At 35.9% G+C, this 20,383-nt stretch carries 11 protein-coding genes and 2 pseudogenes; 4 read left to right on the top strand and 9 right to left on the bottom strand.

Translation table 11 applies throughout. The features are described 5' to 3' along the window. Nucleotides 1-132: 132 nt before the first annotated feature. The gene (locus tag D1B17_RS01240; RefSeq protein ID WP_120143596.1) at nucleotides 133-2,334 is read right to left on the bottom strand and encodes a Tex family protein; all 2,202 of its coding nucleotides are present in this window, start codon (nucleotides 2,332-2,334) and stop codon (nucleotides 133-135) included. A gap of 159 nt (nucleotides 2,335-2,493) precedes the next feature. Beyond that, nucleotides 2,494-3,447 carry an aldo/keto reductase gene (locus D1B17_RS01235; RefSeq protein ID WP_120143599.1) on the bottom strand — a complete coding sequence of 318 codons (954 nt, stop codon included), beginning with the start codon at nucleotides 3,445-3,447 and terminating at the stop codon, nucleotides 2,494-2,496. A 250-nt stretch (nucleotides 3,448-3,697) separates the two neighbouring features. Here D1B17_RS01235 and D1B17_RS01230 point away from each other — a divergent pair, with 250 nt between their 5' ends. The 4 genes and pseudogenes from D1B17_RS01230 to D1B17_RS12975 form a co-directional block, all read left to right on the top strand. After that, nucleotides 3,698-5,107, top strand: coding sequence for a C69 family dipeptidase (locus D1B17_RS01230; protein ID WP_120143601.1), 1,410 nt, complete (start codon nucleotides 3,698-3,700; stop codon nucleotides 5,105-5,107). A 132-nt stretch (nucleotides 5,108-5,239) separates the two neighbouring features. Beyond that, complete coding sequence (locus D1B17_RS01225) at nucleotides 5,240-6,430, top strand: exonuclease SbcCD subunit D (protein WP_120143604.1); 1,191 nt, start codon at nucleotides 5,240-5,242, stop codon at nucleotides 6,428-6,430. Next, nucleotides 6,427-7,530: an AAA family ATPase gene (locus D1B17_RS12705; RefSeq protein WP_120143606.1), complete on the top strand. Its 1,104-nt coding sequence runs from the start codon at nucleotides 6,427-6,429 to the stop codon at nucleotides 7,528-7,530. The genes D1B17_RS01225 and D1B17_RS12705 overlap by 4 nt, the downstream gene beginning before the upstream one ends. 1,460 nt (nucleotides 7,531-8,990) lie before the next feature. Continuing rightward, nucleotides 8,991-9,593: pseudogene (locus D1B17_RS12975) on the top strand (SbcC/MukB-like Walker B domain-containing protein); the annotation flags it as partial. A 122-nt stretch (nucleotides 9,594-9,715) separates the two neighbouring features. Here the strand turns inward: D1B17_RS12975 and carB are convergent. From carB to D1B17_RS01180, 7 genes and pseudogenes are all read right to left on the bottom strand, one after another. Then, entirely contained in the window at nucleotides 9,716-12,892 is a 3,177-nt protein-coding gene (carB, locus tag D1B17_RS01210) for a carbamoyl-phosphate synthase large subunit (protein ID WP_120143611.1), read from the bottom strand. A gap of 16 nt (nucleotides 12,893-12,908) precedes the next feature. Next, a complete protein-coding gene (locus D1B17_RS01205) occupies nucleotides 12,909-13,967 on the bottom strand; it encodes a carbamoyl phosphate synthase small subunit (protein ID WP_120143613.1) in 1,059 nt (352 codons plus the stop codon). A 295-nt stretch (nucleotides 13,968-14,262) separates the two neighbouring features. Continuing rightward, entirely contained in the window at nucleotides 14,263-15,186 is a 924-nt protein-coding gene (locus tag D1B17_RS01200) for an HNH endonuclease (RefSeq protein ID WP_120143615.1), read from the bottom strand. Between the two features lie 63 nt (nucleotides 15,187-15,249). Continuing rightward, nucleotides 15,250-17,272, bottom strand: a pseudogene (locus D1B17_RS12970) (glycoside hydrolase family 31 protein). A gap of 11 nt (nucleotides 17,273-17,283) precedes the next feature. Then, nucleotides 17,284-18,285, bottom strand: a complete 1,002-nt coding sequence (locus D1B17_RS01190) for a LacI family DNA-binding transcriptional regulator (protein ID WP_120143617.1) — start codon at nucleotides 18,283-18,285, stop codon at nucleotides 17,284-17,286. Then, nucleotides 18,278-19,948, bottom strand: a complete 1,671-nt coding sequence (locus tag D1B17_RS01185; protein WP_120143619.1) for a glycoside hydrolase family 13 protein — start codon at nucleotides 19,946-19,948, stop codon at nucleotides 18,278-18,280. The genes D1B17_RS01190 and D1B17_RS01185 overlap by 8 nt, the downstream gene beginning before the upstream one ends. Then, entirely contained in the window at nucleotides 19,941-20,363 is a 423-nt protein-coding gene (locus D1B17_RS01180) for a PTS sugar transporter subunit IIA (RefSeq protein WP_120143621.1), read from the bottom strand. The genes D1B17_RS01185 and D1B17_RS01180 overlap by 8 nt, the downstream gene beginning before the upstream one ends. Nucleotides 20,364-20,383 lie beyond the last annotated feature (20 nt).

Below are 20,383 nucleotides of genomic sequence, written 5' to 3'. Positions count from 1 at the left end.
AATCAACTAGCACCACGAGTAATCGAATATAAAAAGGCTAGATATGTTTTCTTGGTGTGTAATAAATCCAGAAAAAACATCTAGTCTTTTTCTTGTATTCAATTTCAAATCGTGCAAAACTCTTTTATCGAATTAATTAGTAACCTTACTGCCACGCATTGTTAGTTGGATACGATTACGAGTTTCATCAACACTCAATACCCAAACCGTCACAATGTCTCCAATTGTTACTACTGTACTTGGATCACTGACATATTTATCTGCCAACTGCGAAATGTGTACTAAACCATCTTGTTTAACTCCAATATCAACAAATACGCCAAAATCAACCACATTTCTGACTGTTCCTTGAAGTTCCATCCCTGGCTTCAGGTCAGCCATAGTTAAGACATCTTGGCGAAGCAATGGTGCCGGCATGCTATCACGAAGATCTCGTCCTGGTTTGCTTAATCCATCAATAATATCGGACAGAGTGGCCTCACCAATATTTAATTTTTGAACCCATTCGTTTTTATCTAACTGGACTAATTTTTGATGAAGTTCAGTGGTACCAATCGATTCACTAGACATCCCAATATCTTTTAACAACTTTCGTGTAGCTGAATAACTTTCCGGATGAATATCAGTGTTATCGAGCGGATCATCTCCAGAAATAATTCTTAGAAATCCAACCGATTGTTGATAGGCCTTAGGACCTAAGCGGGGAACTTGTTTTAAGGATGCACGATCATTAAAGGCACCCTTCTCATTACGAAACTTCACGATATTTTTGGCTGTCGTCGCGGTCAACCCAGAAATATGCGTCAATAATTCTGGACTAGCGGTATTAACATTAACTCCTACTTGATTTACAGCTGTTTCTACCACACGATCTAATTGCTCATCTAAGTCTTTTTCAGGCACATCATGTTGGTACTGACCCACACCAATAGCTTTCGGATCAACTTTGATCAATTCAGCCAACGGATCTTGTAAGCGACGGCCAATACTAATCGCCGAGCGTTCTTCAACATGAAGGTCCCCAAATTCTGCACGAGCATTGGCACTGGCTGAATAAACCGAGGCCCCTGCTTCATTAACAATTACATAATAAATAGGACGTTTTAATGTTTTTAGAATCTCACTGACAAATTCTTCCGATTCTCGACTAGCCGTCCCATTCCCAATGGCAATCATTTCAACTTGATAATCTTTTAGTAACTTTTTAAATTCAGTTTTAGCTTCTTCTTGTTTCTCTTTACTAGCTGGTTTGTGAGGATAAATAACTTGTTTAGTTAAAAATCGTCCATTCTTATCGATAATTGCTAGTTTACAGCCGGTTCGATAGGCGGGGTCAAAGCCCATGACAACTTTGCCTTTCAATGGTGACATCATTAAAAGATGATACAAGTTATTTCCAAAAATTTTAATAGCGTGTTCATTTGCTTGATCCGATAATTTACGACGAATCTCTCTGGCGATAGCTGGACCTAAAAATCGTTTATACGCATCTTCAAAGGCGGCTTTTACTTTCTCTACGGCTGGGCCTTGATGACGGCCAATTGTTCGAGAATTCCCAAAATTCAAAATTTTATCAGCATCAACCGAAATACCAACCGTTAATATTTTCTCACGTTCCCCACGGTTAATAGCTAAGACTCGATATGGCGGGATTTTTTTCAATGATTGTTGGAAATCATAATACGTCTCATAAGTTTGAGCCTCATCTTTTTCCTTAGCACCACGTTTTACCTTGCTAGTCAATTCACCATTTTGCCAAGTATAGCCTCGAATCCATTCACGGAAGCTGGCATTTTCACTAAACTTTTCGGCCAAAATTTCATTAACTCCAGCCCAAACTGACTCTAAATCAGGTAGTTTTTTACTCTCATTGATGAAAGAATTCGCCTTGTTATTTAAATTACCTGCAGGAAAACTTAATAACCAATTTGCTAAAGGCTCCAATCCAGCTTCTCGAGCAAGACTAGCTTTCGTCTGCTTTTTTTGTTTATAGGGCAAATACAAATCTTCCACTTGTTGTAATACTACAGCTTCTTCAAGTTGCTTTTTTAACTTAGGTGTTAGTTTCCCTTGTTCTTGAATCAAATTAATAACATCATCACGACGTTGATTTAATTTCATTAAACGATGTGCTTCATCTTCAATATCACGAATAGCAACTTCATCTAAAGTCCCCGTGCGTTCTTTTCGATAACGGGCAATAAATGGCACCGTATTACCTTCATCCAACAACTCTAGGACTGCCTTGATTTGTTGAAATTTGTACTCGTTCATCTGCTTATGAACCGATTGCGTTAAATCAACCAAATTATTTTCTGATTTACTTACTACCATGTGGACCTCCAGTTTTAATCAAGTTGTATCATGCATATTTATCATTAATATAGCATCAAAAAAAGACTTAGCTTCAAAATCTCCTAAGTCTTCTTTTGAAATAACATCACCTATTATATCATGTCTAACTGCAACCCTTTAGTGAAAGAGCATCGCTTTTTATGGCAAATCATTTCCTGCTGCAAAGTAGACGTCGTACCATTCTTGTTTAGTTAACTCAACATCTGAACCAGCAGCACTATCTTTAATGTGATCTGGATTCATTGTTCCGATAATAACTTGAATTTCAGCTGGGTGTCTCAAGATCCAAGCTGTTGCAATGGCATTCTTACTTACACCATATTTATCAGCTAGTTCTTGTAACTTCTTATTCAATTCTGGAAATTTATCACTACCAATAAATGTTCCTTCAAACATACCATATTGGAATGGTGACCAAGCCTGAATCGTCGTACCCATACGTCTTGAGAATTCTAATAGTCCACCATCATGATTGATTGAACGAGCATCAGTCATATTTGTGTGCATACCAAAATCAATCATCCCTGTGTGGGCAATACTGAATTGTAATTGATTGATCAATAGTCTTTGGTCAACTGATTCTTGAATCAACTTAAATTGTTCAGGATTAAAGTTTGATACACCAAAGTGTCTAACCTTACCGGATTTTTGTAAATCGTCGAAAGCTTCAGCAACTTCTGCTGGTTCCATCAATGGATCAGGACGGTGTAATAGGAAGGAGTCCAAGTAATCAATTTGCATTCTTTCCAAAATTCCATCAACAGCATCTTCAATATGCTTCTTTGAGAAGTCGTAGCGTTTTCCGAAAACAAAACTGCCATGACTACGCTCTGGGTCAAAGACGATACCACCTTTTGATTGAATATAAACATCATCACGAGAAATGTTTGCTTCCTTCATAGCTTGACCGAATACTTTTTCAGAATTACCCATGCCATAAATGTCAGCTGAATCGATAAAGTTAATACCACTGTCGACCGCAGCCTCAAGTGTTTTCGCAGCATCTTTAGTTGATAAAGCTTCCATACGCATAATTCCTAGTGCAACCGCTGATGCATTCCAATTTGTACTACCTATATTCAGTTGTTTCATAAATATCAAATTCCTTTCTTTTTGCTCAACGACTACAGAATAATACTTAGAGTGTGGTCTAGGTCAATTAGTTTTTTGAAATTTATTGAGAAATCAACTAATACATTAAAATGTGTATTCAAATATACCGTCTCCAGAGAAAAGAAATAGGCACTGGCCGTACGGCATCTCTTATCTATAATTTGGCTAATCTAATTAGAAAAGTTATAATGATTAGATATGACACCAGAAAAAGGAGCTAATTAATCAAATGGAAAAACGTATTAAAGGTTCATGTACATCAATTTTAGTCGGTAAAAAGGCTTCAATCGATGGTTCAACAATTATTTCTCGTAACGACGATGGTCATGAGGCACTTGACCCTCAACGCTTTGTCGTTGTGAATCCTGAAGACCAACCAAAAACTTATACTTCAGTAATCAGTAAAGTAAAAGTTGACTTACCTGACGCACCACTTCGCTACACATCAATGCCTAACTCAATTTTGACAAATGGTATCTGGCCTGCTGCTGGTATTAATAGTAAAAACGTGGCTATGTCCGCAACTGAAACAATTACAACTAACTCACGTGTTTTAGGACTTGATCCTTTCGTTGAAGGTGGACTTGGTGAAGAAGACCTTGTTACTGTTGTTCTTCCATATATAACTAGTGCAAGAGACGGTGTTAAACGTCTTGGTTCATTATTGGAAAAATATGGTACTTACGAACCAAACGGTATCTCATTTGCCGATAACGAAGAAGTTTGGTGGCTAGAAACAATTGGTGGACACCACTGGGCTGCCGTTCGTATTCCTGATGATGCTTATGTGGTTGCACCTAATCGTATGAACATTGATAATTTTGACTTTGACTCAGATGACACTCTTTGTTCAGCTGATTTAAAAGACATGATTGACCAAAATAGCTTGAATCCTGATTTCGACAAGTACAATTTAAGACATATTTTTGGTAGTTCATCTATCAAAGATACTGTTTACAACAACCCACGTACTTGGTATGGCCAAAGATTCTTCAATCCTGATGAAACACCAGAAGACCCAATGGAACAAGATTTACCTTTCATCTGCCACGCTAACCGTAAAATTTCGATTGAAGATGTTAAGTTTGTCTTGAGTTCCCATTTTGAAAATACTAAATATGACGTTTATGGTAATGGTTCCGAGGCTGACAAGAAGCTTTTCCGTCCAATCGGTATCAACCGTAATCACAACGTCCACATTCTTCAAATTAGAAATAACGTTCCAACTGAAATTGCCGGTATCCATTGGCTAGCTTATGGTGCTAATACCTTTAACACTGTGGTTCCTTTCTACGCCAACGTTAAAGACACACCAGCTCCATATAAAAATGCTACGGGTAAATTTGACCTTAATAACATGTACTGGTTGAGTTGTACAACTGCCCTACTTGGTGATACTGATTACGACTTCTACGTTGACATGCGTAATGACTATGAACTAGAAGCTATGAGTGCATACCGTAAAATTCAAAATGACACTGATGCCGATATTAAGAATCAAAAGAAAGTTAAAAAATACCTCGAAGACGCTAATGAAAAATTAGCTACAACAGCTTTTGAATTACAAACAAAATTGCTCGGGGACATGGTAACTATGGGTTCTGAACATATGAAACTTCGTTACAATTTAAATGACTAAAGCAATTCAAGACGATAATTTTTTATCGTCTTTTTTTTGCAGTGTTTGCGAACATACGTTCTAAAATGATGATATACTTTTCCTTGAAGTAAGACATCTTTGATACAATAAATGCAAATGGAGGATTCGCTGATGAAACTTTTACATACCGCTGATTGGCATATTGGACGAACTCTAAATGGCTACTCACTTTTAGACGAACAAAAACATGCTTTTGATCAGATACTACAAATTGCTAAAGATGAACACGTTGACGGTGTCGTTATTGCTGGAGACATTTACGACCGTGCCGTCCCTAATCCTGAAGCTGTTGCAGCTTTAGATAAGATGCTACGAGAAATTAATTTGGAAAATAAAATCCCAATTTATGCTATCTCTGGTAACCACGATAGTGCCAAGCGTCTGAACTATGGTCGTAAATGGATGGAATATACTAATTTTCACTTAAACACTTTTATAAATGAGGCATTCACCCCCATCGAAACAGACGATGTTCAAATTTTTCTATTACCCTTCTTCGATCCATTGGATGCCCGAGTTTACTATCAAAAACAAGGTATGCCAGAAGAAAATGTCAAAAATATCACAACCATTGGAGCGGCAATGCAACTCATTGTCAGCGACATGGTAAAATTGTTCGACAAAAATAAAAAACATCTATTAATAACTCACTTTGCAGTTACCCCTAATAAAGATGAAGAGATCCCCTTGACTAGTGAAACAACTTCCAAAGTTGGCGGTCTAGCGACTTTAACAACTGATCAATTTAAGGATTTTGACTACGTTATGTTGGGCCACATTCATACCCGTCTAGCTTCTCCTAGTGAAACTGTCCGCTATTCCGGCAGTCCAGTTAAATTTAATATCAAAGAAGCGCGTCTTAAGAATAAGGGCAAAGGCGTTGATATTGTTAACATTGACGATTCTGGTATCACACATGAATTTAAGCCCATCACTCCCAAAACAGACCTTGTCGTCTTAGAAGAAGACTGGCCTACGCTTTGTGATGCCGATTTTTATAAAAAACAGCCAATCAATCAAGACTGGTTTGCTATTACTATCAAAAATTTTGACCGTAGCGAACACGTTCAAACTAATATTCGCGCCGAGCTACAAAAACGTTACGGAACGATTGTCGAATTGGACTATCAAATTGACCAAGATAAAAATGAGTTAGAGAACACGGCGGTCAACATTAATGAGATTAGCCCTGAAGAAACCGTCGACAAATTTTATCAAACTATAACCGGCAAAGACTTATCTAATAAACAAAAAACGATTGTTGAAAACATCTTCAACGAAGTGGAAAGAGAGAACAAATGAAACCAATCTATTTAGAAATTGATAACTTTGGACCACATGCCCATTCAATAATTGACTTTCGTAAACTAGATGAATCACCCATTTTCCTAATCGGTGGTGACACTGGTGCTGGTAAATCAACTATTTTTGATGCCATGACCTTCGCTCTTTTCAGCACAACTACTAGTGATCGTGATGCCCGCGAAATGCGTAGTCAATTTGCTGGTCCCAAAGATGTTACTAAAGTAATTTTTTACTTTGAACAAAGTGGTAAAATCTACAAAATTGAACGCACCCCATTGCAAACTCTGGCTAAGGAACGTGGCACTGGTACAACTACACGAAATCCAACCGCCAATCTGTCAGTAGTTGACGATGTTGATGGTGTAGAAGTCGAAAGTATTGCTACTAAACCAGCTGATGTCGGCATCGCTATTACCGAAATTTTGAATCTTAACGCTGATCAGTTCAAAAAAATCATTTTATTACCACAAAATGACTTCTCCGAATTTCTTAAATCCAATACCAACGATAAAGAAAAAATTCTCAAAAAAATCTTCGGCACACAACTGTTCACTGATTTCACAGCTAAATTGAAAGAACATTACACCGCTGCCAACAGCAAATCAACTGATTTTAATAATGAATTAAAATCACAAACCGAATCTCCTGTTTGGACTGATGAAGAGCAAACTGAACTAAAAGCCATCCCTAATGATCAGTTAACGGCCACCTTAAAGAAATATGTCGATCAAAGACAAGAAAAATGGACCGCTACACAATCAGCAGAGAAAAAAATTGAAACTGAATGGCAAAAGGCCGATAAAAATATCATGATGCTGAAACTATCAAAAACAATTTTGATAAATTGGCTGAATCAAAAGCAGAATTCAAAATTAAAATTACCGATAAGTCCCAAACGATTGCTCAAGACGAAAAACATGTGGCTGAATTATCATGGGCTCAACCATTACGTGAAACTGTTCGTGATCTCGATCGAACCACAACTGAACAACATGAGACCACAAAGGAAGAACAAACTGTTACTGAAGAATTATCCTCTGCTGAGAATACATGGAATCAGGCAAAAAAAGACTATGAACATCTTAGTAAACAAATAAAAAAATTTGATGATAAAAATGAACAAGCACAAAAACTCAGCGTCATAATTACCAAAGTCCGCGATATTGAAAATATTCGTCAAGAATTAAAACAATTAGAACCACAATTAGCCACTGCTAAAACAAAAGTCCTTGACCAAAATGCTACTATGACTGAAGTCAAAACAAATATTTCAACCAAACAACAGTTATTGAAAGAATTTTCGGGTTTAGATAAACAAAAAGATCAATTGAATAGCGAAAAGGAAAATTTAATTGATACATTGACTCCTTTAGAAAACCAATGCAATCTAATCGTCTCTGAAAATCAGAAACTACAAGAACGACTAAAAAAATTGACGACTGAAGCAGAAAATAAAGCTCAAAAATTAGAAGATGCCAAAAAGGATTATCAAGCAAAAATTAAGACTCGCCAAGCTTTGATGATTGCTCAATTACGTCAAGAACTAACTTCTGGTGAAGCTTGTCCCGTTTGCGGTTCAACTGATCATCCCTACGCGGATGAACACATCACAACCGATGAAACTAATTTACGTCAAGCTATGGACGAAGTTGATGATTCACAGAAACAATATGCCGCAGCTGACAATGCCGTTAAAGAAATCAATCAAACATTAGATGAGCTTTCAAAGGAGTTTAGTCAAAAGCAACAAGAATCCGTTTCAGCTTTACGCAATCTTTCCTCTAAGTACAATGAATTACTAACACAAGTTACCGTTGACCTACCGGCAGAATTCGATTTGGCAAAAATCAAAGTTGTCTTCCAAATAAAAATTGATGAAATCAATCAAAAATTACAGCGAGCTCAAAAATTAACTGATGAAATCACTGTCTTAGAACAGCAACAACAAACTGCCCAGAGCGAACTAACAACAGCCACATCGAAACTAGAACGTTTGACTGTTCAACAGCAAACTCGTAAAAATGATTTAAAAGTTAAATTACAAACATTAGACGATTCCGATTTATCGAGTGAAGAACTAATTCAACAACAGACTAAATTAAAGCAAGCATATACCAAGTTCCAAACTAACTTAAAGAACGCTCAAGATAGTCTGAATACAAACGAAAAAGCCTACAGCAACGCTCAAATTCATTTGAACGATATTAAGGATCGTTTAAATAAACAAAATAAGACAATTCAGGAACTCTCTGACAAATTAAATCAAGCATTGAACGATTCGTCAGCTAAAACCAATGACTTAAAAGTTCTTGACCAATTAATCAATGAATTAGATCAAAATAGGCTTTCAGAACTTCAAAATATAATCATTAGCTACAATAAAGAAAAAGAACTTTTAACTGATAATATAACTAAACTACAAAAATCTGTTGAAGGTTTAACTAAACCCAATACTGAAGATTTAAAAAAAGCTTTAGATGAAGTCCAAGTACAGCGAAACACTGCCATTACAGCTTCTGCTAATGCCAAAACTGACTTTACGAATACTCAAAAGAGTTTCGATAAAGTCCAAAGTATTATGAAGAAGCAAGGTGAATTTGCTAAAGAATTAGCTGCTATTACTAGTCTTTACAACGTTGTTAATGGTAAAGATGGCAACGATAGTAAGTTAAAACTCGAAACGTACGTCGTTCAAAATTATCTTCAAAATATTTTGTCATATGCTAACGACACTTTCTTAAATCGTCTATCACATAATCGTTACTCATTTGTCATTTCCGAAAAAGCGGCTGATAAGCAACGCGACCACGGTCTTGATATCAATGTTTATGATCGTGAAACCAACGCCATCCGCTCATCAGATACTTTATCTGGTGGTGAAACGTTTATTGCCGCTTTATCAATTGCACTCTCATTAAGCGAAGTCGTTCAATCATCAGCTAATGGTGTGCAAATAGATGCCCTCTTTGTTGACGAAGGTTTCGGTTCACTTGACGATGAAACCCTTGATGAAGCCATGAACGCTCTTGAGGATATTGGTAAAAACCGGATGGTCGGCGTTATCAGTCATATCGAATCGATGAAACAAAGTATCGGCCAACAACTACTTGTCAAAAAACTTGGCGATGGTAAAAGTAAAATTGAACTCATTAATAAGTAAAAAAAATTCGGAACAAAACATAGTTTTTTCCACTTAAAACAAATGACCCCAGCAATCCAAAATCAGATTACTGGGGTCATTTGCCTTAATACTCGAAAGCTGAACACGTTTTGTCCCACTCTTTAAAGAGCATTAACACTAATAAATCGTTTTTCCAATACTTTCAAAATAGCATTGGCTGTATCTAAAGATGTGTACAATGGCACTGAATTTAAGACGGCATTTTGACGAATAATATAACCATCAGAATGATTACCTCGGCTCTCACCCATTGTATTGATCAACAATTGAATCTTATTGTGACTCAAATAATAAATAATATCTTCTGGTGCTTGGCCAACTGTTGGCACTACCTTTGCTTCGATACCTTCTTGATTTAAATATGCTGCTGTTCCCTTAGTTGCCAATACTTGGAAACCAACATTGTGGAAACGACGTGCTAATAAGCTTGCTTCTTGCTTGTCATTATCATTCACAGTAATCAAAACATTTCCTGCATCCTTGATCGGTTGATTAGTAGCTTCGAAAGCCTTATACAAAGCTTCTGTATAATCAAGCCCAGTTCCCATAACTTCACCAGTCGACTTCATTTCAGGTCCCAAAGCACTATCCACATTGTTTAATTTATTGAAAGAGAATGTTGGTGCTTTAACATGAATCAAACGAGATTCTGGTTCCAAACCTGGTTCTAATCCCAAGGTATTAAAATCAGCACCAAGAATCAACTTGGTAGCAATTCTTGCCATTTGGATACTAGTAACTTTGCTTAAATAAGGCACTGTCCGACTAGCACGTGGATTAACTTCAATAACGTAAGCTTGATTATCATGAATAACAAATTGAATATTCATAATACCAACACATTTCAATTCTGCTGCTAACAATTTCGCGTATTTAACAATTTGAGCTTGGACTTCTTCAGAAATATTTTGGGGTGGATAAACTGCCATTGAATCGCCTGAATGGACACCTGAACGTTCAATATGTTCGATAATACCTGGTAATAAGACATTTTCTCCATCACTTAAGGCATCAATTTCACATTCACGTCCAGTTAAATAAGTATCAATCAAGACGGGATGATCATTTGAAACGTGAACCGCCTCATGCATGTACTTGTTAAGTTCTTCATCAGATCTCACAATTTCCATTGCCCTACCGCCGAGCACATAACTAGGACGAATCAAAACTGGATAACCAATTTCATGGGCAACTTTTAGAGCACCAGCTTGGGATGTTGCCGTTCCGCCGTCTGGCTGCGGAATGTCTAATTTCTTAATAATTTGGTCAAAAAGATCACGATCTTCGGCACGATTGATATCTTCTACTTGTGTACCAAGAATCTTAATACCATTAGCTTGTAAGGATTCCGCCAAATTAACAGAGGTTTGGCCCCCAAATTGAACAATTGCTCCAAGTGGTTTTTCCAAATCACAAACATTCAAAACATCTTCCAAAGTTAATGGTTCAAAGTATAATTTATCAGCTACTGAATAATCAGTCGAAACTGTTTCCGGATTATTATTAATAACAATTGCTTTATAACCCATTTGTTGTACCGCTCTGACGCAATGAACCGTTGAATAATCAAATTCAATTCCTTGACCAATGCGAATCGGACCTGAACCTAAAATAAGAACCGATTTATTAGAAATTTGTTGCGATTCATTTTCTGTTTCATAAGTACTATAGAAATAAGGGGCGGCCGCTTCAAATTCACCAGCACAAGTATCAACAGTTTTATATGTTGGTAAGACATTACTTTGAATACGAAAGTGGCGGATAATATCTTCATCCAAATTGTTTAATCTCGCAATTGTTTTATCAGAAAAGCCTAATTGTTTAGCTTCTAAAATAATATCTTTGTCTAAAGTTCCACTCGTCAGAACTTTTTCATAGTCAACAATACTCTTGATTTTTGAAAGGAAGAACGGATTAATACCGGTTAATTCATTAATAGTTTCATAGGAAACATCACGTCTCAACAACTCTGCTAAATAAAATATTCTGTCATCTGTTGGAATTTGGACATACTCTTGTAATTCAGCCAGTGATTTATCTGTTAGTGAATCCATCAGTAAATCCTCTTGATCAATTTCCAACGAACGAACTGCTTTTTGCATGGCTTCTTCTAAATTACGGCCTAATGCCATGACTTCACCAGTAGCCTTCATCTGCGTACCAATTTTTCGGTCAGCTTTAGAAAACTTGTCAAATGGCCAACGTGGAATCTTGCAGACAACGTAATCTAATGCTGGTTCAAACTGGGCGAAAGTTTTCCCAGTAATTGGATTAATAATTTCATCCAGTGTTAAACCGACTGCAATCTTTGCGGCAATCTTGGCAATTGGATAACCAGTTGCTTTTGAAGCTAATGCTGATGAACGGCTGACACGCGGATTTACTTCAATAATGAAATACTTGCTTGTCTTAGTATCAATGGCTAGCTGAACATTACAACCACCTTCGATTTTTAAGGCTCTAATAATTTTCAAGGAAACATCACGTAGTTTTTGAATTTCAGTATCAGTCAGTGTTTGAATTGGTGAAATAACGATTGAATCCCCGGTATGAATTCCGACTGGATCAATATTTTCCATATGACAAACTGCCAGTGCATTATCAGCACTGTCGCGCATAACTTCAAATTCAATTTCCTTAAAGCCGGCAATGCTTTGTTCAATCAATACTTCAGTGGAAGGGGATGCCTTCAAGCCACGTTCAACAAATTCTTCCAATTCAACATAATCGTGAGCGACCCCACCGCCAGTTCCACCCATGGTAAAAGCTGGTCGAATAATAACTGGGAAACCGATCTCGTCAACAAACTTCTTTGCCACCTTATAACTATGAGCTGACATTGAGGCCGGAACTGGTTCATGTAGTTTATTCATTAATTCTTTAAACTCTTCACGATCTTCGGCTTCATTGATTGTGTTTAATTTAGTCCCAATAATTTCAATATCAAGTTGATCCAGAATGCCGGCTTCTTGCAGTTGAACTGCCATATTCAAACCAGTTTGACCACCTAATGTGGGAATAATAGCATCAGGATGCTCTTTAACCAAAACTTTTTCAACAAATTCCAAGGTAATCGGTTCTATGTAGACTTTATCGGCAATATGCTTATCAGTCATGATAGTTGCTGGATTGGAATTAATTAAAACTGTCTCGTAACCTTCTTCTTTCAATGCTAAACATGCTTGAGTCCCAGAATAATCGAATTCGGCGGCTTGACCAATAATAATTGGGCCAGAACCGATAATCATAATTTTTTTAAGATCTGTTCTTTTTGGCAATTTAATTTTCCTCCAGCTATTTATTAATCATGTCCCAAAATTTATTAAACAAGAAGTCCGCATCGTGTGGACCTGGTTTAGCATCGGGGTGAAATTGTACAGAAAAGGCGTTGTATTTAGTATGTTCAACTCCTTCAACTGTTTGGTCATTCAATTCAACCTGAGCAATTTTTAAATCCGTTACTGCAATTGAAGCTTCATCCACAGCGTAACCGTGATTTTGCGAAGTGAAATAAATCCGACCACTAGCAATATCTTTGACTGGATGGTTAAAACCGCGATGACCAAATTTCATCTTAAAAGTCTTCGCACCATTGGCTAAGCACAACAGTTGATGTCCCATACAAATTCCGAAGACCGGATAACGCTTTTCTAATTCAACAATTGTTGGCAAAACATCTTCATGTCTTGTGGGATCACCAGGGCCATTACTCAACATAATTCCATCTGGATTTAGGTTTTCAATTTCAGCTAAAGATGTATTTCCTGGTACAACTGTTACTTGTAAACTACGTTTTGTTAACTCTGATACGATACTTTCCTTGTAACCAAAATCCAGTAAAACGACGTGCTTGCCGCTACCGGGAAATCTAGTAGGCACGGGATTAATACTCTTTTGTAATTGTTCATCGTCTAATTGCCAAGAACTTAGTTGGTCTAATAAACCTGAATTTAAATCGTCTACAATCGCAGCTTTCAAAGAACCCGCTTTTCTAATTTTTAAAGTTATTGCTCGTGTATCAATTCGTCGAATACCTGGAACTTTTTCTTGCTTTAGAAATTCATCAATTGTCATCTCACTTTGATAATTACCGACAACATCACTTATTTCCCGTGCCAAAACTCCTTTAATCGTCGGCGTTTGCGATTCATTGAACTCCTTAGAAACACCATAGTTTCCAATCATTGGTGCGCAAAAGTTAATAATTTGACCGTTATACGATTGATCAGTGATTGCTTCCTGATAGCCACTCATCCCCGTAGTAAAAACCAGTTCACCGATTGTTTCGGTATCACTACCAAAAGCAGTGCCTTCAAAGTACGTTCCATCTTCAAAAACTAGGTATCTTTTCATTTTTGTCCTCCGAATTGCTTAAAAATTGTATAAAAAAAGAGATGCTGGTGAGCATCCCGCAAGTTTTGTCTTAGACGATTAAATACAGACTGAACCTTCGGGACCTCTCTGGATCCGATTAAAAATTCATAGCTTTAACAATTTTCAACTGAAAATAAAAAACTTCCTTCACCATTTGGCAAAGAAAGTTTAGTCTGGGAGTTTTCTCCGAAGCGATTACTTTCTAAGCCTCACTGGACTTAATTAAAAGTTGTTGTATTTATAATACAAATGAGATGTTGATTAGTCAATATCATTATTTTCTGAAAATGTGTTCTCGATGGTATTGCAAATATTTTTTATTAGGAGAATATTCGCGATTCATATGTATTTTTCTATTACGATATTTATTTAATGCTATATTGACTTCTGGGTTAACGGAAGCCTCAGTTGAAACAAACACATGGCCATCGTCTGTCAACGTGAAGTACCCTTGTGTAAAGGCTTCTGCTAATAATTTGGTTAAGCAAATTCCATTACGGGGGTCCAAACGAATTTCATTATCATCTTCCCAAGGAACGATTCGGACGGCTTCTAAATCCATTTCATCCTTATCAGCTACAAGTGCTGACTTATAGTGATAATTAAATTTTACTTTATCAGAAAAAAACTTATTCACTGCATTGCGAGTGGGCGTCCCTTTAGCCTTGTCATTGATAAAATAAGCTTCCATTTTTTCAGCTTGATAACATTTTACTGCAATAGCTTCTTCTTCCGGCGACAAATTCGGTTCATCCGACACTAAACTTTTTTGACGCTGTAATAATCCTTCAAAGTCCTTTTTAGTTATTTGAGTAATGCCATTCATATTAAAAAAATTAGACCATTTCCCCTTAAATGTACGAAATGTCCAATCAAAGGTGCGCAAATTTTGTTTCATTAAACGATGAGAAAACAAATAGGGATTGTGAATCGTAACTAAACTGTTACCTGTTTCTAAATCTTCCCGCACCGTCTCACCAAACTCGGCTGCGCCATAGAGATAGAATTCATTCCCCCATTCTGAAGCACTACCTGAGCGGCGATATATGATTAAATCTCCCGCGTGAAGTTGCTTGTTACTTTTATTTTGGTAACTGTAAAATTTAAAATCAACATCGTTGTGGTCGGGACTGGAGCTTGAATCTATTATGAAATAGTTAGTGTTGGGATTTGATAATTGTTGTTTGAATTGATACATAATTTACATTTTCCTCAATTAAATAAATAATACATTAAGTATACGTTATATAATAATGCAAATTCAGACCTTTTTAAAAACAGGTATAACATTTAATGGAGCTTCAACCAGATATTCTTGTCCACCAATATATGAATCACCATTATTTATATTGATCCATTTTTTATTTGAGGTTAATTTCGGTAAATATACCATTCGCTGTCTAACTCCATAATCAAAAATTGGAGCTACAAGTAACTTGCCTCCAAACATATGTTGATTTGAAATATCCCATGACTTCTTATCATCTGGAAATTCGAAAAACAATGGTCTCATAACTGGATACCCTTTTTCATGAGCTTCATTCATTATTTCAGCAATATATGGTTTCATCCTACTTCGTTCTTTAATATACTCCTTCATAATTTCAAAAGCTTTTTGTCCATATGACCAAACTTCATTTCCAGCTCCAGTCTCAACTTTTCCACCACCACGATTACTTAAAGGCAAAGTATGTGGTTCTCTATCGCCGTGCATCCTTAACACAGGACAAAAAGTTTCAAACTCAAACCAACGAATCATTAATTCTCTAAATTTATCATCCTCAGGATTGCCTCCATGAAATCCTCCAATATCCGTTGTCCACCATGGAATTCCAGCAATTCCCATATTCAAACCACATTGATACTGATATTTGAACGAACGAAAACTAGAATCAATATCTCCAGTCCAAACTAAGGCTCCATATTTTTGGCTACCCGCCCAGGCTGAACGAACCAAATTAACAATTTCTTTTGACCAGACATTCTCATACCTTCATAAAATCCCTTAGAGTATTCTTTCGGATAAACGTTACCCACCTGGGTATTTCTACCATCATAAAGACGATAGTTGTCATAATCATAAGGGCTGTACTCTGGCTCAGCCTCATCCAACCAAAATATATGTACTCCCTTATCAAAATAATTTTTTTAACCTTACTCCAAACAAATTCTCTTGCCTTAGGATTAGTTGCATCAAAAAAAGTAGTATTACCTTGGAACAACATTGTTAAACCATTACCTCTATCTGATTTAACTAGATAACCCTTGTCCAACATTTCCTGATAGTTTTCACTCTGCTTATCAATGTTAGGCCAAATTGAAACCATTAATTTTATTCCCATTTTGTCTAATTCGTTTACCATCTGTTGGGGATTTGGCCAATATTGCTTATCAAATTTAAAATCCCCTTGTGTTGGCCAATGAAAGTAATCAACGACAATCACAGACAATGGGATTCCATTATCATAGTATTTATGTGCTACTTTCAAAACCTCATCTTGTGAGCGATATCTCAATTTACTTTGCCACAAACCTAATCCATAATCCGGCATTTCGGGAGCACGCCCTGTTACTTCTGTATAATCTTCTAAGATATATTTAGGAGTATCATCTGCACAGATCCAATAATCAATTTTTTTAGTATCACTCGCATACCAATCTGTTCCGTTTTCAGCAAAAGTCACTTCTCCAATCGAAGGATTATTCCACAAAAAGCCATATCCCCTATTGGAAAGCATAAATGGAACTGATGCTTGGGAATTTCGATGAGCTAACTCTAAACGACATCCCTTTAAATTCAGTTGTTTTTGTTGATACTGACCCATGCCAAAGATTTTTTCATCTTCATTAGCTTCAAAACGTACATGTACTTGATAATCTCCTCCTATTACCGGTTTAAACTCTCGTCCAGGAATTTTTAAAGCACTGACAAAATTATTAAGCATATTCTCATCTACAAACGTTGATTCATCGACTTGTCTGATGCTCTTTTTTCTAAACCTCCAAAACTCTTCTAACAACATTTTTCCATGTTGATTGAAAAAAATCACTTTACCGTTTTTATCAACTTCTGCACGTATTTTTCCATTAATAATAGATGCTGAATTATTTTGGTATTTAACCAAAAAATTGCTCTGTTTACTAACCTTTTCAGTAAGTGCCCAATTGTTGTCTTCATTACTAAAAGAGTCACAGACTCTAAGTCCGTGACCCCAAGGAATTATTTGTAATGTTTTCCCGTTTAATGACCACTCTAACCAATTAAATTGTTTTTCATTAAACATAATATATACTCCTAAATAGTTTTAGTTGTATCTCCTTGCAAAAAAGTAACCGGAAGCATAATGCGCGGTACATCCTGTGTCGATTCTCTGTTAACTCTCTTGTCAAGTTGTTTGACGGCATTAACTGCAATATCTTTTACAGGTTGTCTAATAGATGAAATAGACAATTGTTGATCTTGTGATAGCTTCCAACCATCAAACCCAACAATCTGTACTTCTTCAGGAATTTTAATATTTCTTCTCAAAAGCTCTTTGTATAAACTCAAAGCTACCTCATCTGTATAAGAAAATATTCCCAGATTACGGTATTGATACTTAGATCCAGCAATATTATCAACAATTTTCTTAATTTGAATATCAAATTCCTCTTGATGATGTGTCGATGGAACTTTATCAATCGTATATTTCATACCATTTCGATTACAATAATCTACAAAACCTGATTTTCGTGCTGTCATAGCCGTTGAAGAAATATGATCAGCTCCAATGAATAGAAATTTATCTGCTTGGCGTTTCTTTAATTCAGCCGCCGCAATTTCACCACCAGAATAATTATCTGAGGAAACAAGTGGAAATAATCCTGTGTCTTCTTTTTCAATTGAAACCAATGGAATATCGGAATGTACATGACTTGTTAAATTAGAATATGAAACTGAAATTATACCAGCGACACGCTGCTCTTCAGCCATATCTACAAAACCTTTTTCTTGCTCATATTCATTTTCAGATAAACATAAAATTGCTTTGTAGCCGTAATGGTCCAGTTCTTTTTGAATCCAGAAAGTTAGTTCTGAAAAATATGGTGTCCAAACTGTAGGTAAAACAAAAACTACATAGCTAGAGCCATTGGTCCTCAAATCACGCGCTGCATTATTTCTCACATAATGTAATTTTTTAATTGCATTTTTAATTCGTTCCTCAGCATCAGGACGAATCTTTTTCTCATTTAAATAATTAGAAACACTTCCTAGAGAAACCCCAGCTTCTTGGGCCACATCTTTCATATTAGTCATTACTAAACACAATCCCTTCATATGGGCGTAAATATATCGTATTCGATAACTCTTCAACCGAATCATCATAATTTGATAGTACCTCATGGTAACTATTATCTAATAGACTTTGAGGAATATCTAATTTTATTTTTTTATCAGTAAATGACCCAATTACTATCAACTTTTTTCCATTCAATGTTCTTGTATAAGCAAAAACATCAGAATCATTAGGGGCAATTAAATCGAATTGACCATCTATTGCTATTTTTGAATCATTTCTTAATTTCAACAATTTCTGATAAAAATGATAAATCGATTTTTTATCAGCCAGTGCATCTTCAACATTAATTTTTGAATAATTTTCATTAACTTCAATCCAAGGTGTTCCCTCAGAGAATCCAGCATTCTTCTTATCATTCCATTGCATAGGTGTTCTTGAATTATCACGTGATTTTCGTTGTATCATTTCAAAGGCTTTAGCAGAACTGACACCTTTATTCATCAAAAATTTATATGTATTATGTGATTCCAAATCTTTAAACTGATTAATATTATCAAAAGATACATTTGTCATGCCGATTTCATCGCCTTGAAGAATAAACGGAGTTCCTTTCTGAAGTACGGTAATCATAGCGAGCATTTTTGCAGATTCTTTTCTATATTTTGTGTCATTTCCAAATCTTGAAACCATACGTGGCTGATCATGATTACTCAAATAATTAGAATTCCATGATAAATCTTTTTGCCATCTAGCAAATGAATCTCTCAAATCACTTAATTTGAAATTTACATCTGAATAACGTCCATATTCTCCATAATCAACATGCATATGTTCAAATTGAAATACCATATCTAACTCATGACGATCAGGATCAATATATTTCTCTGCTTGAGATGCTGTAGTATGCGGAGTTTCACCAATTGTAATAACATCATATTTACTCATAACCTCACGGTTCATTTCTTGCAAATAATCATGCAATTTAGGTCCATTGGACGAACCATAATAATAGGATCCGTAGGACTTATTATCTTCAAGTGGAACATCCTTAAATTCTGCTTGTTTCGAAATGAAACTAATAGAATCCATTCTGAAACCATCAACACCTTTATCTAGCCAAAACTTCATTACTTTATAAATTGACTGACGCATATTTTTACTACGCCAGTTTAAATCAGGTTGTTCTTTAGCAAATAGATGCAAATAATATTGTTTACGTTCAGGCACATACTCCCATGCTGATCCTCCAAAAACCGATCCTAAATTACTAGGTGCTGAGCCATCATCTTTAGGGTCTTGCCAAATATAATAATCACTATATTTATTATCACGATCTTTTTTAGATTCCTGGAACCACTTTGACTGGTCAGAATTATGATTAACAACAAGATCCATTACTAATTTCAGGCCCTTTTCATGACTCAATTGTAGTAATCTATCAAAATCTGCCATAGTTCCATAAACTGGATTAATTGCCTCATAATCAGCAATATCATAACCATTATCAACAAGTGGTGACTTAAAAATTGGAGTTAACCAAATAATATTAGCGCCTAAGTTCTTAATGTAATCCAACTTTTCAATCACACCATTAATATCACCAATACCATCATCATTAGTATCTTTAAAACTCTGAGGATAAACTTCGTAGACTACTCCCTTTTTCTTCCAATCATTCATCATCATCGTCACCAACCTGTTCACTTGCTACGTCATTGACATAAGTGAGTTGTTTTTTTGCTTCCTCAACTATTTCTCTTATTCTATCAGCACTTAAGTAATCATTAACTGGCTCCATTACAATGGCCATTGCTAGTGATAAATTCATTCCGGTAATAACATGGGTATGTTGACGATAAATATATGGGAAAAATCTCTGATTAACAGATCCACCCATCAAATCAGTTAAAACAATAACCTCATCTTCTTCAGGAATATTGTCAAAGATATCCTTAACTTGTTCATCTATTGGTTTATTATCAACATATGCCGTTAATACTGTTAACTCTAAATCATCACCTGCAAAAAAGCGCAATGCATTAGCCATACCAGCTGAAAAAGTACTGTGAGAAGCAATAACATAATGACGTTTCATAAAAATCAACTCTCCTTAAT

It is taken from the genome of Companilactobacillus zhachilii, from assembly GCF_003606365.2.
Taxonomy (GTDB): domain Bacteria; phylum Bacillota; class Bacilli; order Lactobacillales; family Lactobacillaceae; genus Companilactobacillus; species Companilactobacillus zhachilii.
The sequence above is the reverse complement of the archived record's forward strand: the minus strand, read 5'-3'. Positions and strand labels throughout refer to the sequence as shown.

Bases quoted from the DNA above. Each gene is read 5' to 3' on its own strand.
- D1B17_RS01190 (WP_120143617.1), bottom strand. From the start codon at position 18,285: ATGACTAATATGAAAGATGTGGCCCAAGAAGCTGGGGTTTCTCTAGGA.
- D1B17_RS01200 (WP_120143615.1), bottom strand. From the start codon at position 15,186: ATGTATCAATTCAAACAACAATTATCAAATCCCAACACTAACTATTTC.
- D1B17_RS01230 (WP_120143601.1), top strand. From the start codon at position 3,698: ATGGAAAAACGTATTAAAGGTTCATGTACATCAATTTTAGTCGGTAAA.
- D1B17_RS01180 (WP_120143621.1), bottom strand. From the start codon at position 20,363: ATGAAACGTCATTATGTTATTGCTTCTCACAGTACTTTTTCAGCTGGT.
- D1B17_RS01235 (WP_120143599.1), bottom strand. From the start codon at position 3,447: ATGAAACAACTGAATATAGGTAGTACAAATTGGAATGCATCAGCGGTT.
- D1B17_RS01240 (WP_120143596.1), bottom strand. From the start codon at position 2,334: ATGGTAGTAAGTAAATCAGAAAATAATTTGGTTGATTTAACGCAATCG.
- D1B17_RS01225 (WP_120143604.1), top strand. From the start codon at position 5,240: ATGAAACTTTTACATACCGCTGATTGGCATATTGGACGAACTCTAAAT.
- D1B17_RS01185 (WP_120143619.1), bottom strand. From the start codon at position 19,948: ATGAATGATTGGAAGAAAAAGGGAGTAGTCTACGAAGTTTATCCTCAG.
- D1B17_RS01205 (WP_120143613.1), bottom strand. From the start codon at position 13,967: ATGAAAAGATACCTAGTTTTTGAAGATGGAACGTACTTTGAAGGCACT.
- D1B17_RS12705 (WP_120143606.1), top strand. From the start codon at position 6,427: ATGAAACCAATCTATTTAGAAATTGATAACTTTGGACCACATGCCCAT.